We start from the raw sequence: 14875 nt of genomic DNA, 5'->3' as shown, positions 1-14875 counted from the left end.
GAACTCCCAGCAGGTTAGTGGGGAAGCGGCCCGCCCTTCACGACTGGAGCCGATCCGCTCACGGCTGCAGCAGATCCACCTTCACATCCGCCGCGAATCCCGTCGTCGGCCCCACCCGCCGCGCGAACTCCGCGACCGCCGCCAGCTGCGGGCCGCCGAAGCTGAAGTCGAGGGTGGTGAAGTACTGCTCCAGGGTCCGCTCGTCGAAGGCCTCCCAGCGAGCCGCCTGCTCGGCGACCTTGCCGACCTCCTCCAGCGAGAGGTTGCGCGAGGCGAGGAAGGCCTCGTGGACCTTGCGGGTGATGACCGGCTCGCGCTCCAGGTAGTCGCGGCGCGCCGCCCACACCGCGAACACGAACGGCAGGCCGGTCCACTCCTTCCAGAGCGAGCCGAGGTCGTAGACGTCGAGGCCGTAGCGAGGGCCGTCGTGCAGGTTCGCCCGCAGTGCCGCGTCTCCGATGAGTACGGCCGCCTCCGCCTCCTGCATCATCAGGCTGAGGTCGGGAGGGCAGGTGTAGTAGTCGGGCCGTACGCCGTAGCGCTCGGCGAACAGCAGCTGGGCCAGGCGGACGGAGGTGCGCGAGGTCGAGCCGAGGGCGACCCGGCGGCCGTCGAGCTGGTCCAGCGGGACCTGCGAGACGATCACGCAGGACATCACCGGACCGTCGCAGCCGACCGCGATGTCGGGGAAGGCGACCAGGTCGTCGGCGTTGCGGAGGAACTCGACGAGGGTGATGGGCGCGATGTCGAGGTCTCCCCGCACCAGCTGCTCGCTGAGCTTCTCCGGGGTGTCCTTGGTCAGCTCGAAGTCGAGGAGCGTGCCCGTTCTCGCGAGCCCCCAGTACAGGGGCAGGCAGTTGAGGAACTGGATGTGGCCTACGCGCGGCCGGGTGCGAGAATTGTCCACATCGCGAGGCTAGACCCCGTGGGGTACGCTTCGGACTCCGACCCCAGGGTCAACCCCATCTCGATCTTCAAACGTCCGGGTGACGTGATCTTGACCTCTATTGCTTTCGGCTGCCCGCGTGCTAGGCTCGCCGCAAGTTGCAGTTTGGTTTCCCTTGCAGTACAGAGCCTGCGGAGCATGTAACCGCGGGCTCTCGTCGTTTTCAGACGTATGCAGTTGTGCGGCATCTTGTTTTCACACTTGCAGGGTTCTGGAGCAGGGCAACCCTTTGGGCCCAAGGAGGGCTTATGGCTACCGGAACCGTGAAGTGGTTCAACGCCGAAAAGGGCTTTGGCTTCATCGCCCAGGAAGGCGGCGGCCCCGACGTCTTCGTTCACTACTCCGCGATCAACGCGAGCGGCTTCCGTTCGCTGGAGGAGAACCAGCAGGTCTCCTTCGACGTGACGCAGGGCCCGAAGGGTCCGCAGGCGGAGAACGTCACCCCCGTCTGATCCGAGGGATGCCCCTCTGAAGACGTCTGAGAGCAGTACCCAAGGAGCCCCTCGCCGTCCGGCGCAGGGGCTCCTGCCTTGTACGTACCGCATGACCGGCACAAACGTCATACGTGCCGCATGACCGGCACAAACGTCATACGTGCTGCATGACCAGCACGAACGTCGTCCCGGGCGCCAGTGCCTCGTACGAGTGCGGCAGGTCCCCGCGATACGACATGTAGTCGCCCGGCCCCAGGTCGACCTCTTCACCCCGGGGCCCCGCCTTCAGCCGCCCCGTGCTGACGATCAGATGCTCCACGCTCCCCGGGATGTGCGGCTCCGACTCGCGGGCCGCGCCGGGCTCCGCGCGTAGGTGGTAGATGTCCCGGCGGGCGCCGGGCGGGCTGGCGGAGAGCAGGGTGGCCACGTAGTCCGCCCGCTCGGACGCGACGGTGGGCCCCTCGCCCGCCCTGATCACCTGTACGGCCGGGGCCGGCGGCTCCACCAGCGTGCTGAACGGCACGCCGAGCGCGACCCCCAGCGCCCACAGCGTCTCGACGCTGGGGTTCCCGCCGCCCGCCTCCAGCTGGGACAGCGTGGACTTCGCGATCCCCGCCCGTTTGGCCAGCTCGGACAGGGACAGCCCGGCCCGGGTGCGCTCGCGCCGCAGTGAGGCGGCGATCCACGTGAGGGGCTCGCTCATGCGGTTCCCTTCCTGTCGTTCGCTCTACAGGTACGTTCGTTCGCCTTGACGAACGGCCGTCTGCCCGTTCATTCTGAGAAACATGCGTTCGCTTCTCCGAACACCGATGATGGCACCTCTGACGGGACCTCTGACAGCGCCCCTGGTGCGGGACAGCGCGCTCGTCTGGCTGGCGAGCGGCGTCGTCGGTGTCTCCTTCGGCGCGATCGCCGTCACCGGTGGTCTGCCGGTGTGGGTGCCGGTGGTGATGTCCCTGTTCGTGTACGCGGGCTCCGCGCAGTTCAGCGCGGTCGGCGTGCTGCTCGCCGGGGGCGGGCCGGTGGCGGCCGCGGCGACCGGGCTGCTGCTCAACGCGCGCACGGCGGCCTTCAGCCTCACCGTCGCGGACATCCTCGGCCGGAGCCGCCTCGCCCGTCTCCTGGGCGCCCATCTGGTGACCGACGAGACGGTGGCCTTCGCCCTCGCCCAGCCCGATCCGGCACGCCGGCGGGCGGCCTTCTGGATCTCCGGGCTCGGCCTGTTCGCCGTGTGGAACCTGGGCGTCCTGGCCGGGGCACTGGCCGGCGGCGCGCTGGGCGACACCGGCACCTACGGCCTGGACGCGGCCTTCCCCGCCGTCCTCGTCGCCCTGGTGCTGCCCGCCCTGCGCGAGGGTCCGGCCGTACGGCGGTGCGCGCTGCTCGGCGCCGGGCTGGCACTGGCGGTCACGCCGGCCGTCCCGGCGGGGGTGCCGGTGCTGGTGGCGCTGGCGGGGCTCGCCTTGTACGGACGGGGCGGCAGGGGGCGTACGGCATGAGCGCGACGGTGGCCATGATGCTGGCGCTGGCGGTCGGGACGTACGCCTTCCGGCTGGTCGGACCGGTGCTCCACGGGCGCGTCGAACTCTCGCCCGCAGTCCAGGAGTTGCTGTCGGCGGGGGCGATCGTCCTGCTGGTGGCCCTGCTGGCCACGGGCGCGCTGACCGAGGACGGCGGTTTCGCGGGGTGGGCGCGGCCGGCCGGGGTGCTGGTGGGCGGTGTCCTGGCGTGGCGGAGGGCGCCGTTCGCGGTGGTGGTGCTGGGGGCGGCCGGGGCCACCGCGGTGCTGCGGGCGGTGGGGGTGGCGTGAGGAGCCCTCGTGGGAGAGTTGCCGGGTGACCAGCGATGAGGAGAACAACCAGGGGGAAAGCGGCGGGACTTCCGCCGACAGCAAGCCGGCGTTGGGCATTTCGGTCGGTCTCGCCGTAGGTACGAGCATCGGCGTCGTGTTCGGATTGACCGTCTTCGACAACCTCGGGATCGGGCTCTGCCTGGGTATGGGGGTGGGTGGCGCCGCCGGCATCGCAATCAGCGCCGGCTTGAAGCAGCGGGGTGAGCAGGAGGAGAGCGGCGAGTAGGCACCGGCTTCGCTAAGGTCCCCGGCCATGACCGACGCCGACTTCCTCACCACCACCCGCACCTTCTACGACGCCATCGCCGAGGACTACGCGGACCTCTTCCGGGACGAGCTGGTGAACAGGCCCCTGGAGCGGGCGGTGCTGGCCGTGTTCGCCGAACTCGTCGAGGGGGACGGCCCGGTGGCCGACCTGGGATGCGGTCCGGGCCGGACGACCGCCCGCCTCGCCGCGCTGGGCCTGCCGGTGTTCGGGGTCGATCTGTCGGAGTCGATGCTCGCGATCGCCCGCCGCGAGAACCCGGGGCTGCGGTTCGAGCAGGGGTCGATGCTGGAGCTGGACGTACCGGACGGCACTCTGGCCGGCGCGCTGTCCTTCTATTCCTCCATCCACACACCTGTGGATCGGCTCCCGGACCTCTTCGCCGAGTTCCACCGTGTGCTCGCCCCCGGTGCTCCCCTGCTCGTCGCCTTCCAGGCCGGCGACGAACACCGGCACCACGACCGGCCCTTCGGTCACCCGGTCTCGCTCACGTTCCAGCGTCGCCGGCCGGAGCACATCGCCGACCTGCTGACGGCGGCCGGCTTCGCCCTGGTGTCCCGAACGGTCCGTGAACCGGACCCGGCGCTCGACGAGACGTGCCAGCAGGCGTTCCTGATCGTCCGAAAGCCCCGGTGAGAGCCTCGAGAAACCGTCCGTCAGCGACCTGAACCCGGCTCGGCACCGCCGCCCGCGGCCGTGCCGGGTTTCGTGTGGAGGATCTCGCGCGCCTGGTCCGCGGCGCGGATGGTGCTCTCGGAGACGAAGTCCAGGTAGCGGGCCATGCTCTCCAGGCGAGTGGCGGCCGGGGTGCCGGAACCGAGGACGCCGACGCCCTCCCGTGCGGTCTCGGCGATCTGGGCGATGGCGCGGGCGCTGGCCATCATCGACCGGTGCATGATCTCGTCGTCGACGACGTAGCGCTCGCGGCGGCGTTCGTCACGTTCCCGGCGGAGCAGGTCCTGGCTCTCGAGGAACGCGACCGCTTTGGACACGGACGCCGGGCTGACCTGAAGGCGCTGGACGAGTTCGGCCGCGGTGAGGCTGCCCGTGTCGCTGATGGTGAGGCAGGCCATCACCCGGGCCGTCATCTTGGGCATGCCCGACTGCATGAAGACGGTGGTCAGCGTCTCCTCGTACTCGCGCACGGCCTCGGCGTCGCGTCCGTGGGCCTGCGGCGGCGCCTCCGCCCCCCGGGGCGCTGCCTGTCTGCGCCGGTGGGCCCGGCGTTCGGTGGCGCGGTGGGCGAGGTCGGCGCGGTAGGCGGTGGGGCCGCCGTTGCGCATGACCTCGCGTGTGACGGTCGAGGTCGGGCGGTCGAGGCCTCTGGCGATCTCCGCGTAGGCGAGGCCGTCGGCCAGTCCCAGCGCGATCTGCTGGCGTTCCTGCTGGGTGAGCCTGCCTCCCGGCATCGCGGCCTCCTTGGTGCTCCTTGATGCTCCGTGGTGCCGTCAGCATAGCGTTCAGCTCGAATTCATTGCAACGATCGGCTAGGCGTTGTTGCATTAGACGCCAGGGCGATTGCAACGAAATCTCGCCTCTCACCTGCATCGATTGGAATTTAACGCAATGACTCTGTTGCCTGACGCTTGAACGCAACGTAGCTTTTCCATCGTCAGAAACGACGAAGAGCACAGGAGTGCACGATGCAGACGTTCAACACCCCCGCCCCCATCTCCGCCGTCCTCGACATCCCCGCCGGACGCATCCGCTTCATCGCCGCCGACCGGGCCGACACCACCGTCGAGGTCCTGCCCGCCAACGCCTCGAAGAGCCGCGACGTGAAGGCGGCCGAGCAGACCACGGTCGAATACGGCGACGGCGTCCTGCGGATCGACGCCCCGGCGGCGAAGAACCAGTACCTCGGCCCCTCGGGATCCATCGAGGTGACCGTCCAGCTGCCCGCCGGCTCCCACGTCGAGGGGAAGGCGGCCAGCGCCGAGTTCCGCGGCGTCGGACGGCTCGGCGACGTCACCTTCGAGGGCGCGCACGGCCCGGTCAAGCTCGACGAGACCGCGAGCGCCCGCCTCACCGTCCTCGCCGGTGACGTCTCGATCGGCCGTCTGGGCGGCTCCGCACAGATCAGCACCCAGAAGGGCGACGTCCGGATCGCCGAGGCGGTGGACGGCACGGTCGTGCTGACCACGCAGATGGGCGACGTGTCCATCGACGCCGCCCACGGAGTGTCCGCCTCCCTGGACGCCAGCACCGGTTACGGCCGCATCCACAACGCGCTCAGGAACACCGACGGCGCCGACGCCGGCCTGAGCATCCGCGCGACCACCTCCCACGGCGACATCACCGCCCGCAGCCTGTAGACCTCCAAGGAGTCCCTCTCATGACCGACCTGGCCATCGCGGCGAACGGGCTGCGCAAGTCCTACGGCGACAAGACCGTCCTCGACGGCGTCGACCTGGCCGTCCCGGCAGGAACGATCTTCTCCCTGCTCGGCCCGAACGGCGCCGGCAAGACCACCGCCGTCAAGATCCTCTCCACGCTCATCTCCCCCGACCCCGGCTCCGGCGAGATCCGCGTCGGCGGCCACGACCTCGCCACCGACGCACAGGCCGTGCGCGCCGAGATCGGCGTCACCGGGCAGTTCTCCGCGGTCGACGGCCTGATCACCGGCGAGGAGAACATGCTCCTCATGGCGGATCTGCACCACCTCTCCAAGCGCGAGGGACGGCAGGTCAGCGCAGAGCTGCTGGAGCGCTTCGACCTCACCGAGGCCGCGAAGAAGCCCGCCTCCACCTACTCCGGCGGCATGAAGCGCCGCCTCGACATCGCCATGACCCTGGTCGGCAACCCGCGGATCATCTTCCTCGACGAGCCGACGACGGGCCTCGACCCGCGCTCCCGCCACAACATGTGGCAGATCATCCGCGAGCTGGTCACGGGCGGCGTCACCGTCTTCCTCACCACCCAGTACCTGGAGGAGGCCGACGAACTGGCCGACCGCATCGCCGTGCTCAACGACGGCAGGATCGCCGCCCAGGGCACCGCCGAGGAGCTCAAGCGGATCGTCCCCGGCGGCCACATACGGCTCCGCTTCACCGACCCGGCCGCCTACCAGAGCGCCGCCGGCGCACTGCGCGAGGTGACGCGGGACGACGATTCCCTCGCGCTGCAGATCCCCAGCGACGGCAGCCAGCGCGAGCTGCGCTCCGTCCTCGACTGGCTCGACTCGGCCGGCATCGAGGCCGACGAGCTGACCGTCCACACCCCCGACCTCGACGACGTCTTCTTCGCCCTGACCCAGCCCAAGGAGGCTGTCCGATGAGCACCCCCCTGGCTCCCGCCCGCCCGGCCCGGATCTCCCTGGCCGTACGCGACTCGTCCACGATGCTGCGCCGCAACCTCCTGCACGCCCGGCGCTACCCATCCATGACGCTGAACCTGCTGCTCACGCCGATCATGCTGCTGTTGCTCTTCGTCTACATCTTCGGCGACACCATGAGCGCGGGCATCAGCGGTGGCCCCGACCGCTCCGCCTACATCGCCTACCTCGTGCCGGGCCTGCTCCTGATGACCATCGGCTCCACCACCATCGGCACCGCGGTCTCCGTCTCCATGGACATGACCGAGGGCATCATCGCCCGCTTCCGCACGATGGCGATCCACCGCAGCTCCGTGCTCATCGGACATGTCATCGGCAGCGTCCTGCAGTCGGTCGCCAGCGTGGTGCTCGTCGGCGCCGTCGGCGTGGCCATCGGCTTCCGCTCCACGGACGCGACGGCCCTGGAGTGGCTGGCGGCGTTCGGACTGCTCGTGCTCTTCGCCACGGCGCTCACCTGGATCGCCGTCGGCATGGGCCTGGTCAGCCCGAACGCCGAGGCGGCCAGCAACAACGCGATGCCGCTGATCTTCCTCCCACTGATCTCCAGCACCTTCGTCCCGGTCGACTCCATGCCCGGCTGGTTTCAGCCGATCGCCGAGTACCAGCCGTTCACGCCGGCCATCGAGACCCTGCGCGGCCTGCTGCTCGGCACCGGGATCGGCCACAACGGATGGCTCGCCGTCGCCTGGTGCCTGGGCCTGGCGGTGCTCGGCTACTTCTGGTCGACCGCGAGGTTCAACGACGACCCGAAATAACCGGCATGACAACGCGGGCCATCTCCCGCAACGCGTCCCACCTCAGGGCGGCGTACACCGACACCCCGTCGGAGTGCGCCGCCCTGTCCGTCACAGAGGACGTCATCCGGACAGCCCGGCGATGTCCCGCGCCGCGAGGTACCCGAACGTCATCGCCGGGCCGATCGTCGAACCGGCACCCGCATAGCTGTGCCCCATCACGGCCGCACTGGCGTTCCCGGAGGCGTACAGGCCGGGGATCACCGAGCCGTCCTCCCGCAGCACGCGGGCGCGGGCGTCCGTGACGAGACCGCCCTTGGTGCCCAGGTCGCCGGGGACGATCCGGAAGGCGTGGTACGGGGGGAGCCAGAGCGGGGCCAGGCAGGAGTTGGGGAGGACCGACGGGTCCGTGTAGTAGTGGTCGTAGGCGCTGTCACCCCGGTGGAAGTCGGGGTCCTTCCCCTTCAGCGCCTGGGAGTTGAAGCGGTCCACCGTCGTCCGCAGGGCCGTCGCCGGGACCCCGATCGAGGTGGCGAGCGCGTCGAGGGTCCACGCCTTGTGCGCGGCGCCCGAGTCGTACCAGCCGGCGGGGAGGGGCAGGGTCGGGGCGACGTCCTTGAAGAGATACCGGTTCCGGTAGTTCTGGTCGACGATCAGCCAGGAAGGGATGGCCGGGCTGGTGTCGTTGACGTCGTACATCGTGTGGACGACGTCGCTGTAGGGGGCGGCCTCGTTGACGAAGCGGGTGCCGGCGGCGTTGATCAGCAGGCCGCCGGGGAGGGTGCGTTCGGCGAGGCAGAAGTACGGCTGGCCGGGGAGCGGGATCGCCGGGCCCCACCAGGCGTCGTCCATGAGGCCGAGGGCGGCGCCGATCCGCTGCCCGGCCTGGATGCCGTCGCCGGTGTTCTCCTTCGCGCCCACCGTCCAGTCCGTGCCGATGGGCGCCCGCTGGTAGCGCTCGCGCATCGCCGCGTTGTGCTCGAAGCCGCCGGAGCCGACGATCACGCCCCGGCGGGCGCGGACCAGAGCGGGACTGCCGCCCCGACTCACCACCGCTCCGCGCACGGCGCCGCCCTCGACGTACAGCTCGGTGAGCGGTGTGTCGAGCCACACCGGCACCCCGGCGGACCGCAGGCCCAGCCGCAGCCCCGCCGCCAGCGACTGCCCCATGGTCAGCGGCTTCTCCCCACGCAGGGCGGCCGCCGTACCGCGCGCGAGACACTCCGCCGCCACGGCGGCCCCCTTGGCGCTCACCGCGGCCAGGGCCAGCCACTTGTAGTCGGCGCTGAAGACGACCATCCCGGCGGGGACATTCATGTACGGCGGGTTCAGCCGGGCCAGTTCGGCGCCGAGGAGGTTGCCGTCGAGCTGGTCGGGCTCGATGGAGCGGCCGTTCGGGAGGCCGCCGGGCAGCTCGGGGTAGTAGTCGCTGTACCCCTCCATCCAGCGGAACCGCAGCGGGCTGTTGGCCATGACGAAGGAGAGCATCGCCGGGCCGTGGGCGAGGAAGGCCCGCTGCCGGTCGGCGGGGACGTCCGGGCCGACCACGGCGGCGAGGTAGGCGGCGGCCTTCGCGGGCGTGTCCGGCACGCCGGCCGCGAGGATCACGGAGTTGTTGGGAATCCAGATCCCGGCACCGGACCGGGCGGCGGACCCGCCGAAGGTGGCCGCCTTCTCCAGCACCACACAGCTCAGGCCCTGCTTGGCAGCGGTCAGGGCGGCGGTCATGCCGGCGGCTCCGGAGCCGATGACGACGACGTCGTAGGTGCCGAGGAGGGGTAAGTCGGCGGCCTGCGCGCCCTGTTGGGACGCGCCCACGAGGGCTGCGGCCGTCCCCGCGGCGCCGGCGGCCAGTACGTGTCTTCGCGAGGGGTTCACGTCACTGTTCATGTCGCCGCTCCCGCCCTGGGCCGTCCACCCTGTCTGACTATGTGTCAGAAATGCGAATGTGACGCGACCGCCCTGTGAAGTCAAGGGTCAGACAGTCCTTCCAGGCCGGCTCGCTCAGCAGCGGCCGGAAGCGACTGAACAAGGCGAACAGGTCGGCACCGTATTGCTCACGGAACTTCGGATCATGGTCGGCGAGGTCGAGTTCGTTGGCGGCGGTGATCTCGGCGAAGTCGCGGCGCAGACGTATCTCCGGTGTGCAGCACCGGCCCGTGAAGCGATCGCGCACCTCGGAGCCCTGATCCGCGAGGGTCGGATACGTGGCCTTGCGGTCGCAGGCGCCGTAGAAGTGGACGATCGACTCCGCCTCCGCGCCGATCGCCCCCACCAGCTCGCCGCGGCGATCGAGGGGCAGCAGGGCCGTCGGGAAGCCGTCGGTGCCGTAGAACGCGTGGCACAGACCGGCGAGCTGAAGCGCCGGGCGGGCGTTCCAGGCGGCGAGGCGAGCCCGCACCCGACGCAGGTGGGCGAGCAGGGTGCCTCCGGGGTGCGGGATCTCGGCGGCGCCGAGATCCTCCAGCAGGGCCTCGGCCTGAGCAGCGGGAATCGACACGTGCGGTCCTTTCGGCGCATCCGGTTGTGGCGCTCGTGGTCGTCTTGGGTCGGCACCCGCTCCCTCCCCCGCACTGGTCCGGACTCCGGCGAGGGTGTGGAGCGGGTTGCCGCCCGGGCCCGTGAGGATCGTCGTACAGCCCCCGGAGTGCAGTCAATCCTTGGGATTTCTGCCTAACCCCCAGTGTTAGCTTGGGGGTTGTGACCCTCGATGATCTGCGTGTGTTCGTCGCCGTGTGCCGGGCCGGGAGTCTGAGCTCGGTGGCCCGGGAGCTGGGGTGCACCCAGTCCGCGGTGAGTCAGCACGTGAAGCGGCTGGAGCGGGAGACCGGGGTCGCGCTGCTGGAGCGGCAGCCTCGGGGCGTCGTACCGACGCAGGCGGGGCGGGTGCTGGAGGCGGCCGCCGCCGAGGGGATATCCGGGCTGGATCTCGCGATACGGCAGCTGCGGGATCTCGTCGACGGCCAGAGCGGGTACGTACGCGTGGCGACGGGGGCGACGACCGTACGGCACTTCATGTCGGAGGCGGTCGTCGCGTACCGCCGCCGGCACCCCGGGGTCAACCTGGAGTTCCGCACGGTCAGTTCGGGCCGGGGCAGCTTCGACGCGCTGGCCGACGGCACGCTCGACCTGGCCTGGATCACCCTCGGCCCGCCCGTGCGCGGCATCGAGCAGCGGCCGGTGGTGGAGCTGCCGTGGGTGCTGGCGGTGCGGGCCGACGATCCGCTGGCGCAGCGGCCGTACGTCGATGCCGGCGCCGACCTGCGGGACGTACGGCTGATCCGGCTGCCACCGAACTCCGCCTCGGCCGCTCATCTGGACGCGGCCTGCGCGGAGTCGGGCGTCCGGTTCGCGCCTGACACGAGCGTCGCCGACTGGGACACGGCGCTGCTGCTGGCCGAGCTGGGGGTGGGGCGGGCGCTCGTGCCCGCGCTGCCGGGACTGCCCGTCGCCGGGGACGGCGGCGACAGCGCCTGGGGCGACGGCGAGCTGCGCCTGATCCCCGTGCCCGCCCTGCGGCCCCTCCCCGTCGGCTGGGCGGTACGGCGCTGGGATGCGCTCAGCCCGCCGGCCAGGGCGTTCGCGGACCTGGTGGAGGGGTACCGGCGGGGCACACAGGGCTGACCGGCAGGCAGGCTCCCGGCACTGCAGGCCGACTCCCGGCCTACTTGAGGCCGATCGCCGCGCAGTCCGCCGCGTACTCGGCGGTGCAGATGTCCTTGACGGTGTAGACACCGTCCTGGATCACCGTGTCCTCGATGTTCTTCCGGGTGACGGCGACCACCGACACCAGCTGCGCCGGAATGTCGTCCTGCGACGCGCTGCTGACCGAGTCCTGGGTCAGTGCGTCGAACTCGATGTCGCGCCCCTGGACCTTGTACACGGCCATCTTCGCGGCGTTGGTCGCCTCCTGCGCGAACGGCTTGTACACCGTCATGAACTGCTCGCCCGCGACGATCCGCTGGATCGCGTCCAGGTTCGCGTCCTGCCCGGTCACCGGCGGCATCTTGCTGACGCCGGCCTCCTTCAGCGCATCGATGACGGCGCCCGCCATACCGTCGTTGGCCGAGTACACGGCGGCGATGTTGCTCAGCCCGACGGAGGCGATCGCTCTCTGCATGTTCTTCTTCGCCACCTCGGGCGACCACTTGTCGGTGTCGTACCGCTTGACGATGTCGACCTCGCCCTCGAGTTCGTCGAGCGCGCCCTGCTTGAACCGGGCCGTGTTCGGATCGGCGGGGTCGCCGTTCATCATGACGACCTTGCTGGACGCCGCCTTCGAGCCGAGTTCCTCTACGAGGGAGCGGCCCTGCACCTCGCCGACGAGCTCGTTGTCGTGGGAGACGTACGCGTCGATCGGCCCCTCGGCGAGGCGGTCGTACGCGATGACCGGAATACCCGCGTCCTTGGCCTTCTGCACGTCCGAGGCGACGGCCTTGGCGTCCAGCGCGTCGATCAGGATGACGTCCACCTGGTCCTCGATCATCTGCTGGAACTGCCGGCTCTGCTTGTCCGGACTGGCCTCGGCGTTGGCGTACTGGACCTTGCCCTTGTCGTGGGTGAGGGAAGCGACTTGTTTCTTGATGAGCGGGTAGTCGAACTTCTCGAAGCGAGCCGTGTCCTTGTCGGGCAGCAGCAGCCCCACCGTGATGTCGTCGCCCTTCTCCGGCGACGCGGAGCTGTCACCACCCCCGATGCCGTCGATGACACCGCACGCTGCGAGCGACAGGGCGGAGGCGGAGGCTGCGAGGGCTATGCCGATGCGGCGTACAGCTATGGGGTGGGGGGAACGAGCGTTCACGTGCGGGGCCTTCCGAGCGGAGGAGCGGCGTTGCTACCCGGGTTGGCGGTAGCCAACGCGGCCGGGGCATGTCACGTCAAGCGGTTGTCGTAACGAGACGGCAACCGTTTGCTGTTCAATTACTCAAACCGCACGCTGGAGGGCGATTCCCGCCCTCACCGTCAGGGGAGTTGGCCGGCGAGGGGCGCCAGCGCCTCCGCTGCGGCCACTGTGGCCTTGTCGGCGCGATCCCGGAGGAAGTCGGCTGCGCTCTCGTCCGTCGCGCTAACGCCTCGTCCGTCTCCTCCGGCGACAGCACGTGCGTTTCCGGGGCTTGCCGCACGTACTGGTTCTCGAAGCGGGCGGAGAGCGGTCGGTCGGGGCGGGCGGTGAATCGGCAGGACCGTAGCGGGACAGGTCAGCGGGGGCGGCCCGCTCGGAGAATTTTCCGCGCCGGCCCGTCGGCCGACCGCCGGTGCCTAGTACAGAACCTCGCCCATGGGAGAGCTGTCCCCCACGATGTAGGCGCGGATGGACGCCAGGTACGCGTCGCGGCCGACCCGGCCGTCGCCGTCGGTGTCCAGAGCGTCGAACGCGGCCGCGGCGTTGCCGGGTGGGTTGTTCAGTGCGGTGCGCAGTGTCGTGAACTCGGCTTTGTCCAGGGCGCCGTCCCCGTCCGCGTCGGCGAGGTCGAAGAGCGCGCCGAGCGCGAACCGGCAGATGTTGTCGAACTTGTCGGCGCCCACCCAGGCGTTGTACTCGTCGAAGGTCAGCTTCCCGTCGCCGTCGGCGTCCATCTCACCCCATGCCTTGAGGCCTTCCGCGCGGGCGGCGACGACGAGCGGATCGTCCTCCGCACGCCCCGTGGCAAGGACGGTCCGGTCGATCCGGGAGAGGTAGTCGTGCCGGGTGACGACCCGGTCCCCGTCGGCGTCCATCATGGCGAACACGCGCTCGCGCGCCGTCGTCGCTGCTGCGGTGGTGGGGGGCGTGGTGGGGGTGGTTCGGCTCACTCGGGTCTCCTCCTGCTCGGGTCCTGCTCTGCCCCTGCTCCAGCTCGACGAGGAATCGTCCGCCGCTTCCTACCCTGCGCGTTCCGGGTTCCACGCGACCCGCCCGGAGCAGACGCGTGCGCTTCGGCGCACAGGGCGGGCCTGCGCCGGTGGCGCACTTCGAAGCGCCCGAAGCAGCGGGGAGCGCTGGGCAGTTGACGCACCAGTAGCGGCACGACGTGCGGGAGGGCATGTGTTCGGCAAGCGCGGTACGGCAGTCACGCTGGGGTCCCTGGTGTTCGGGGTCTCGGCACTGGTGGGGGCGCCGGCCAGTCAGGCCGGGACAGGCGGGCACGAGGCCGTCACGTGTACGGGCGACGCCGTCAGTCGCTACGAACCGCCGCTCATCCTCCAGCCCCGTAAGACCCACAACCACGCGGACGTGCGCTACACATGCACCACCGCATCCGGGCACACCGCCCCGGCCACCGGCTCCTTCCACGCCGTCGCGCCGTCGGCGTCCTGCGTCTCGCTGGCCGGCGCGCGGGGCACCGAAACCGTGCGCTACGCCGACGGCAGCCGGTCGCTGATCGTCATCGACGGTGCCACCACCGCCCGTGTCGCGGGCGTCCTGGTCGTCCTGCAGTCGGGCCGGGTCGTGGAGGGACGCGGCGCTGGTCACGTCGTACGCCGGACCGTGACCTCACTGCCCCGGCAGCTGCCCACGGACTGCCTCACCTCCGGCCTGCGGGGGACCGAAAGCGCGGTTCGGCTGGAGATCCTGGCGTAGGGCGGAGCCGCCGGGCGCGGCTGTACTGCTGACGCCCGCGCCGCTGACGGGCGCGCCCTCGATCAGGTCAATGCCCGAACAGCCGTACCCACCCGACCTACGGTCTCGCACTGTCACCCGAGTTCCAGTTCCAGGAAGGGAGCCCCATGGCAACCGTCTCGCGTGCGGCGTCGACCGTCGAGGTCATGGAGATGCTGGCCCATCTCGACCCCCGGCTCTGGGAGATCGTCGAGCCGCCGGTCCCGCCCCACCCGATCAGCGTGCCGCCGCCGGTCCCGCCCCACCCCATCAGCGACCCCGGCCTCGACATCGGCTTCCGATCGGCGGCCGCGGACGGGGCGCGGCTGAACCCGCAGCCGCTCCCGCCCGCGGACGGCCTGTTGCCGGCCGTCCGCACCATGGCCGTCTCGGTGGCGGAGGCGACGATCGCCGCCAGCCTGGCAGGGCGCAAGCCCGCCGACGTGGTGAAGGAAGTCGGGGACGACATCTGCCCCGAGCCGCCCAAGATGCCCTGGCCGAAGAAGTGGCCCGTGCCCGTGCAGCTCCAGCAGCAGCTCGCCTTCGTCCCGGACCGCGTCTCCCCCGCCGTCCAGGCCACGGCGGCACTGGTGTTCCAGTCCTATGCCCAGCGGACCACGGACAAGTCCCTGAGCACGGCCTTCACGGACCTGGCCGACCGGCTGTTGGAGAGGGCGCTGAAGACCGCCAAGCAGTCGGGCTGAGCGGGGGGGGGCGGGAGGCGATCCGG

The 14875-nt window shown here is 70.7% G+C and carries 18 protein-coding genes; 11 read left to right on the top strand and 7 right to left on the bottom strand.

Annotation, left to right across the window (positions count from 1 at the left end; genetic code table 11):
* Positions 1 to 58: 58 nt before the first annotated feature.
* A complete protein-coding gene (locus ACZ7L6_RS23785) occupies positions 59 to 907 on the bottom strand; it encodes a menaquinone biosynthetic enzyme MqnA/MqnD family protein (protein WP_471927056.1) in 849 nt (282 codons plus the stop codon).
* 287 nt (positions 908 to 1194) lie between these two features.
* Here ACZ7L6_RS23785 and ACZ7L6_RS23780 point away from each other — a divergent pair, with 287 nt between their 5' ends.
* Complete coding sequence (locus tag ACZ7L6_RS23780) at positions 1195 to 1398, top strand: cold-shock protein (RefSeq protein WP_003992177.1); 204 nt, start codon at positions 1195 to 1197, stop codon at positions 1396 to 1398.
* Positions 1399 to 1534: 136 nt separating this feature from the next.
* Here ACZ7L6_RS23780 and ACZ7L6_RS23775 read toward each other — a convergent pair whose 3' ends face one another.
* On the bottom strand, positions 1535 to 2083 hold the full coding sequence (locus ACZ7L6_RS23775) for a helix-turn-helix domain-containing protein (RefSeq protein ID WP_471927054.1): 549 nt from the start codon (positions 2081 to 2083) through the stop codon (positions 1535 to 1537).
* A gap of 109 nt (positions 2084 to 2192) precedes the next feature.
* On the opposite strand from ACZ7L6_RS23775, the gene ACZ7L6_RS23770 reads away from it, so the two are divergent.
* The 4 genes from ACZ7L6_RS23770 to ACZ7L6_RS23755 are packed head-to-tail and all read left to right on the top strand — an operon-like array spanning position 2193 to position 4133.
* The gene (locus tag ACZ7L6_RS23770) at positions 2193 to 2879 is read left to right on the top strand and encodes an AzlC family ABC transporter permease (RefSeq protein WP_471927514.1); all 687 of its coding nucleotides are present in this window, start codon (positions 2193 to 2195) and stop codon (positions 2877 to 2879) included.
* A complete protein-coding gene (locus tag ACZ7L6_RS23765) occupies positions 2876 to 3190 on the top strand; it encodes an AzlD domain-containing protein (protein ID WP_471927052.1) in 315 nt (104 codons plus the stop codon). The genes ACZ7L6_RS23770 and ACZ7L6_RS23765 overlap by 4 nt, the downstream gene beginning before the upstream one ends.
* Positions 3191 to 3215: 25 nt before the next feature.
* On the top strand, positions 3216 to 3458 hold the full coding sequence (locus ACZ7L6_RS23760; RefSeq protein ID WP_471927050.1) for a glycine zipper domain-containing protein: 243 nt from the start codon (positions 3216 to 3218) through the stop codon (positions 3456 to 3458).
* 27 nt (positions 3459 to 3485) lie between these two features.
* The gene (locus ACZ7L6_RS23755) at positions 3486 to 4133 is read left to right on the top strand and encodes a class I SAM-dependent DNA methyltransferase (protein ID WP_471927048.1); all 648 of its coding nucleotides are present in this window, start codon (positions 3486 to 3488) and stop codon (positions 4131 to 4133) included.
* Between the two features lie 20 nt (positions 4134 to 4153).
* On the opposite strand, the gene ACZ7L6_RS23750 is transcribed toward ACZ7L6_RS23755, so the two are convergent.
* Positions 4154 to 4906 (bottom strand): helix-turn-helix domain-containing protein, encoded by a 753-nt coding sequence (locus ACZ7L6_RS23750; RefSeq protein ID WP_471927046.1) that lies wholly within the window; start codon positions 4904 to 4906, stop codon positions 4154 to 4156.
* Positions 4907 to 5140: 234 nt separating this feature from the next.
* On the opposite strand from ACZ7L6_RS23750, the gene ACZ7L6_RS23745 reads away from it, so the two are divergent.
* The 3 genes from ACZ7L6_RS23745 to ACZ7L6_RS23735 are packed head-to-tail and all read left to right on the top strand — an operon-like array spanning position 5141 to position 7586.
* Positions 5141 to 5812 (top strand): DUF4097 family beta strand repeat-containing protein, encoded by a 672-nt coding sequence (locus tag ACZ7L6_RS23745; RefSeq protein WP_471927044.1) that lies wholly within the window; start codon positions 5141 to 5143, stop codon positions 5810 to 5812.
* Positions 5813 to 5832: 20 nt separating this feature from the next.
* On the top strand, positions 5833 to 6774 hold the full coding sequence (locus ACZ7L6_RS23740) for an ATP-binding cassette domain-containing protein (RefSeq protein WP_471927042.1): 942 nt from the start codon (positions 5833 to 5835) through the stop codon (positions 6772 to 6774).
* A complete protein-coding gene (locus ACZ7L6_RS23735) occupies positions 6771 to 7586 on the top strand; it encodes an ABC transporter permease (RefSeq protein WP_471927040.1) in 816 nt (271 codons plus the stop codon). The genes ACZ7L6_RS23740 and ACZ7L6_RS23735 overlap by 4 nt, the downstream gene beginning before the upstream one ends.
* Positions 7587 to 7688: 102 nt before the next feature.
* Here the strand turns inward: ACZ7L6_RS23735 and kstD are convergent, their stop codons facing one another.
* Both kstD and ACZ7L6_RS23725 read right to left on the bottom strand, forming a co-directional pair.
* Positions 7689 to 9455: a 3-oxosteroid 1-dehydrogenase gene (gene kstD, locus ACZ7L6_RS23730; RefSeq protein ID WP_471927038.1), complete on the bottom strand. Its 1767-nt coding sequence runs from the start codon at positions 9453 to 9455 to the stop codon at positions 7689 to 7691.
* A 37-nt stretch (positions 9456 to 9492) separates the two neighbouring features.
* A complete protein-coding gene (locus tag ACZ7L6_RS23725; protein WP_471927036.1) occupies positions 9493 to 10065 on the bottom strand; it encodes a DUF6817 domain-containing protein in 573 nt (190 codons plus the stop codon).
* Between the two features lie 200 nt (positions 10066 to 10265).
* On the opposite strand from ACZ7L6_RS23725, the gene ACZ7L6_RS23720 reads away from it, so the two are divergent.
* Positions 10266 to 11189 carry a LysR family transcriptional regulator gene (locus tag ACZ7L6_RS23720; protein WP_471927034.1) on the top strand — a complete coding sequence of 308 codons (924 nt, stop codon included), beginning with the start codon at positions 10266 to 10268 and terminating at the stop codon, positions 11187 to 11189.
* 40 nt (positions 11190 to 11229) lie between these two features.
* On the opposite strand, the gene ACZ7L6_RS23715 is transcribed toward ACZ7L6_RS23720, so the two are convergent.
* Together ACZ7L6_RS23715 and ACZ7L6_RS23710 are read right to left on the bottom strand one after the other, a co-directional pair.
* The gene (locus tag ACZ7L6_RS23715) at positions 11230 to 12366 is read right to left on the bottom strand and encodes a sugar ABC transporter substrate-binding protein (RefSeq protein ID WP_471927032.1); all 1137 of its coding nucleotides are present in this window, start codon (positions 12364 to 12366) and stop codon (positions 11230 to 11232) included.
* 458 nt (positions 12367 to 12824) lie between these two features.
* Positions 12825 to 13358: an EF-hand domain-containing protein gene (locus tag ACZ7L6_RS23710; RefSeq protein ID WP_471927030.1), complete on the bottom strand. Its 534-nt coding sequence runs from the start codon at positions 13356 to 13358 to the stop codon at positions 12825 to 12827.
* Between the two features lie 232 nt (positions 13359 to 13590).
* Between ACZ7L6_RS23710 and ACZ7L6_RS23705 the strand changes: the two genes are divergently transcribed.
* Positions 13591 to 14127 carry a hypothetical protein gene (locus ACZ7L6_RS23705; protein WP_471927028.1) on the top strand — a complete coding sequence of 179 codons (537 nt, stop codon included), beginning with the start codon at positions 13591 to 13593 and terminating at the stop codon, positions 14125 to 14127.
* Positions 14128 to 14273: 146 nt separating this feature from the next.
* Positions 14274 to 14849: a hypothetical protein gene (locus tag ACZ7L6_RS23700; protein WP_471927026.1), complete on the top strand. Its 576-nt coding sequence runs from the start codon at positions 14274 to 14276 to the stop codon at positions 14847 to 14849.
* The last annotated feature ends 26 nt before the right edge of the window (positions 14850 to 14875 follow it).

The organism is Streptomyces sp. NPDC107522 (assembly GCF_055657525.1).
The sequence above is the reverse complement of the archived record's forward strand: the minus strand, read 5'-3'. Positions and strand labels throughout refer to the sequence as shown.

What these genes read in the sequence shown, in the direction of transcription:
- ACZ7L6_RS23780 (WP_003992177.1), top strand. Translation starts at nt 1,195, where the DNA reads ATGGCTACCGGAACCGTGAAGTGGTTCAACGCCGAAAAGGGCTTTGGC.
- ACZ7L6_RS23775 (WP_471927054.1), bottom strand. Translation starts at nt 2,083, where the DNA reads ATGAGCGAGCCCCTCACGTGGATCGCCGCCTCACTGCGGCGCGAGCGC.
- ACZ7L6_RS23770 (WP_471927514.1), top strand. Translation starts at nt 2,193, where the DNA reads ATGGCACCTCTGACGGGACCTCTGACAGCGCCCCTGGTGCGGGACAGC.
- ACZ7L6_RS23765 (WP_471927052.1), top strand. Translation starts at nt 2,876, where the DNA reads ATGAGCGCGACGGTGGCCATGATGCTGGCGCTGGCGGTCGGGACGTAC.
- ACZ7L6_RS23755 (WP_471927048.1), top strand. Translation starts at nt 3,486, where the DNA reads ATGACCGACGCCGACTTCCTCACCACCACCCGCACCTTCTACGACGCC.
- ACZ7L6_RS23750 (WP_471927046.1), bottom strand. Translation starts at nt 4,906, where the DNA reads ATGCCGGGAGGCAGGCTCACCCAGCAGGAACGCCAGCAGATCGCGCTG.
- ACZ7L6_RS23745 (WP_471927044.1), top strand. Translation starts at nt 5,141, where the DNA reads ATGCAGACGTTCAACACCCCCGCCCCCATCTCCGCCGTCCTCGACATC.
- ACZ7L6_RS23740 (WP_471927042.1), top strand. Translation starts at nt 5,833, where the DNA reads ATGACCGACCTGGCCATCGCGGCGAACGGGCTGCGCAAGTCCTACGGC.
- ACZ7L6_RS23735 (WP_471927040.1), top strand. Translation starts at nt 6,771, where the DNA reads ATGAGCACCCCCCTGGCTCCCGCCCGCCCGGCCCGGATCTCCCTGGCC.
- kstD (WP_471927038.1), bottom strand. Translation starts at nt 9,455, where the DNA reads ATGAACAGTGACGTGAACCCCTCGCGAAGACACGTACTGGCCGCCGGC.
- ACZ7L6_RS23700 (WP_471927026.1), top strand. Translation starts at nt 14,274, where the DNA reads ATGGCAACCGTCTCGCGTGCGGCGTCGACCGTCGAGGTCATGGAGATG.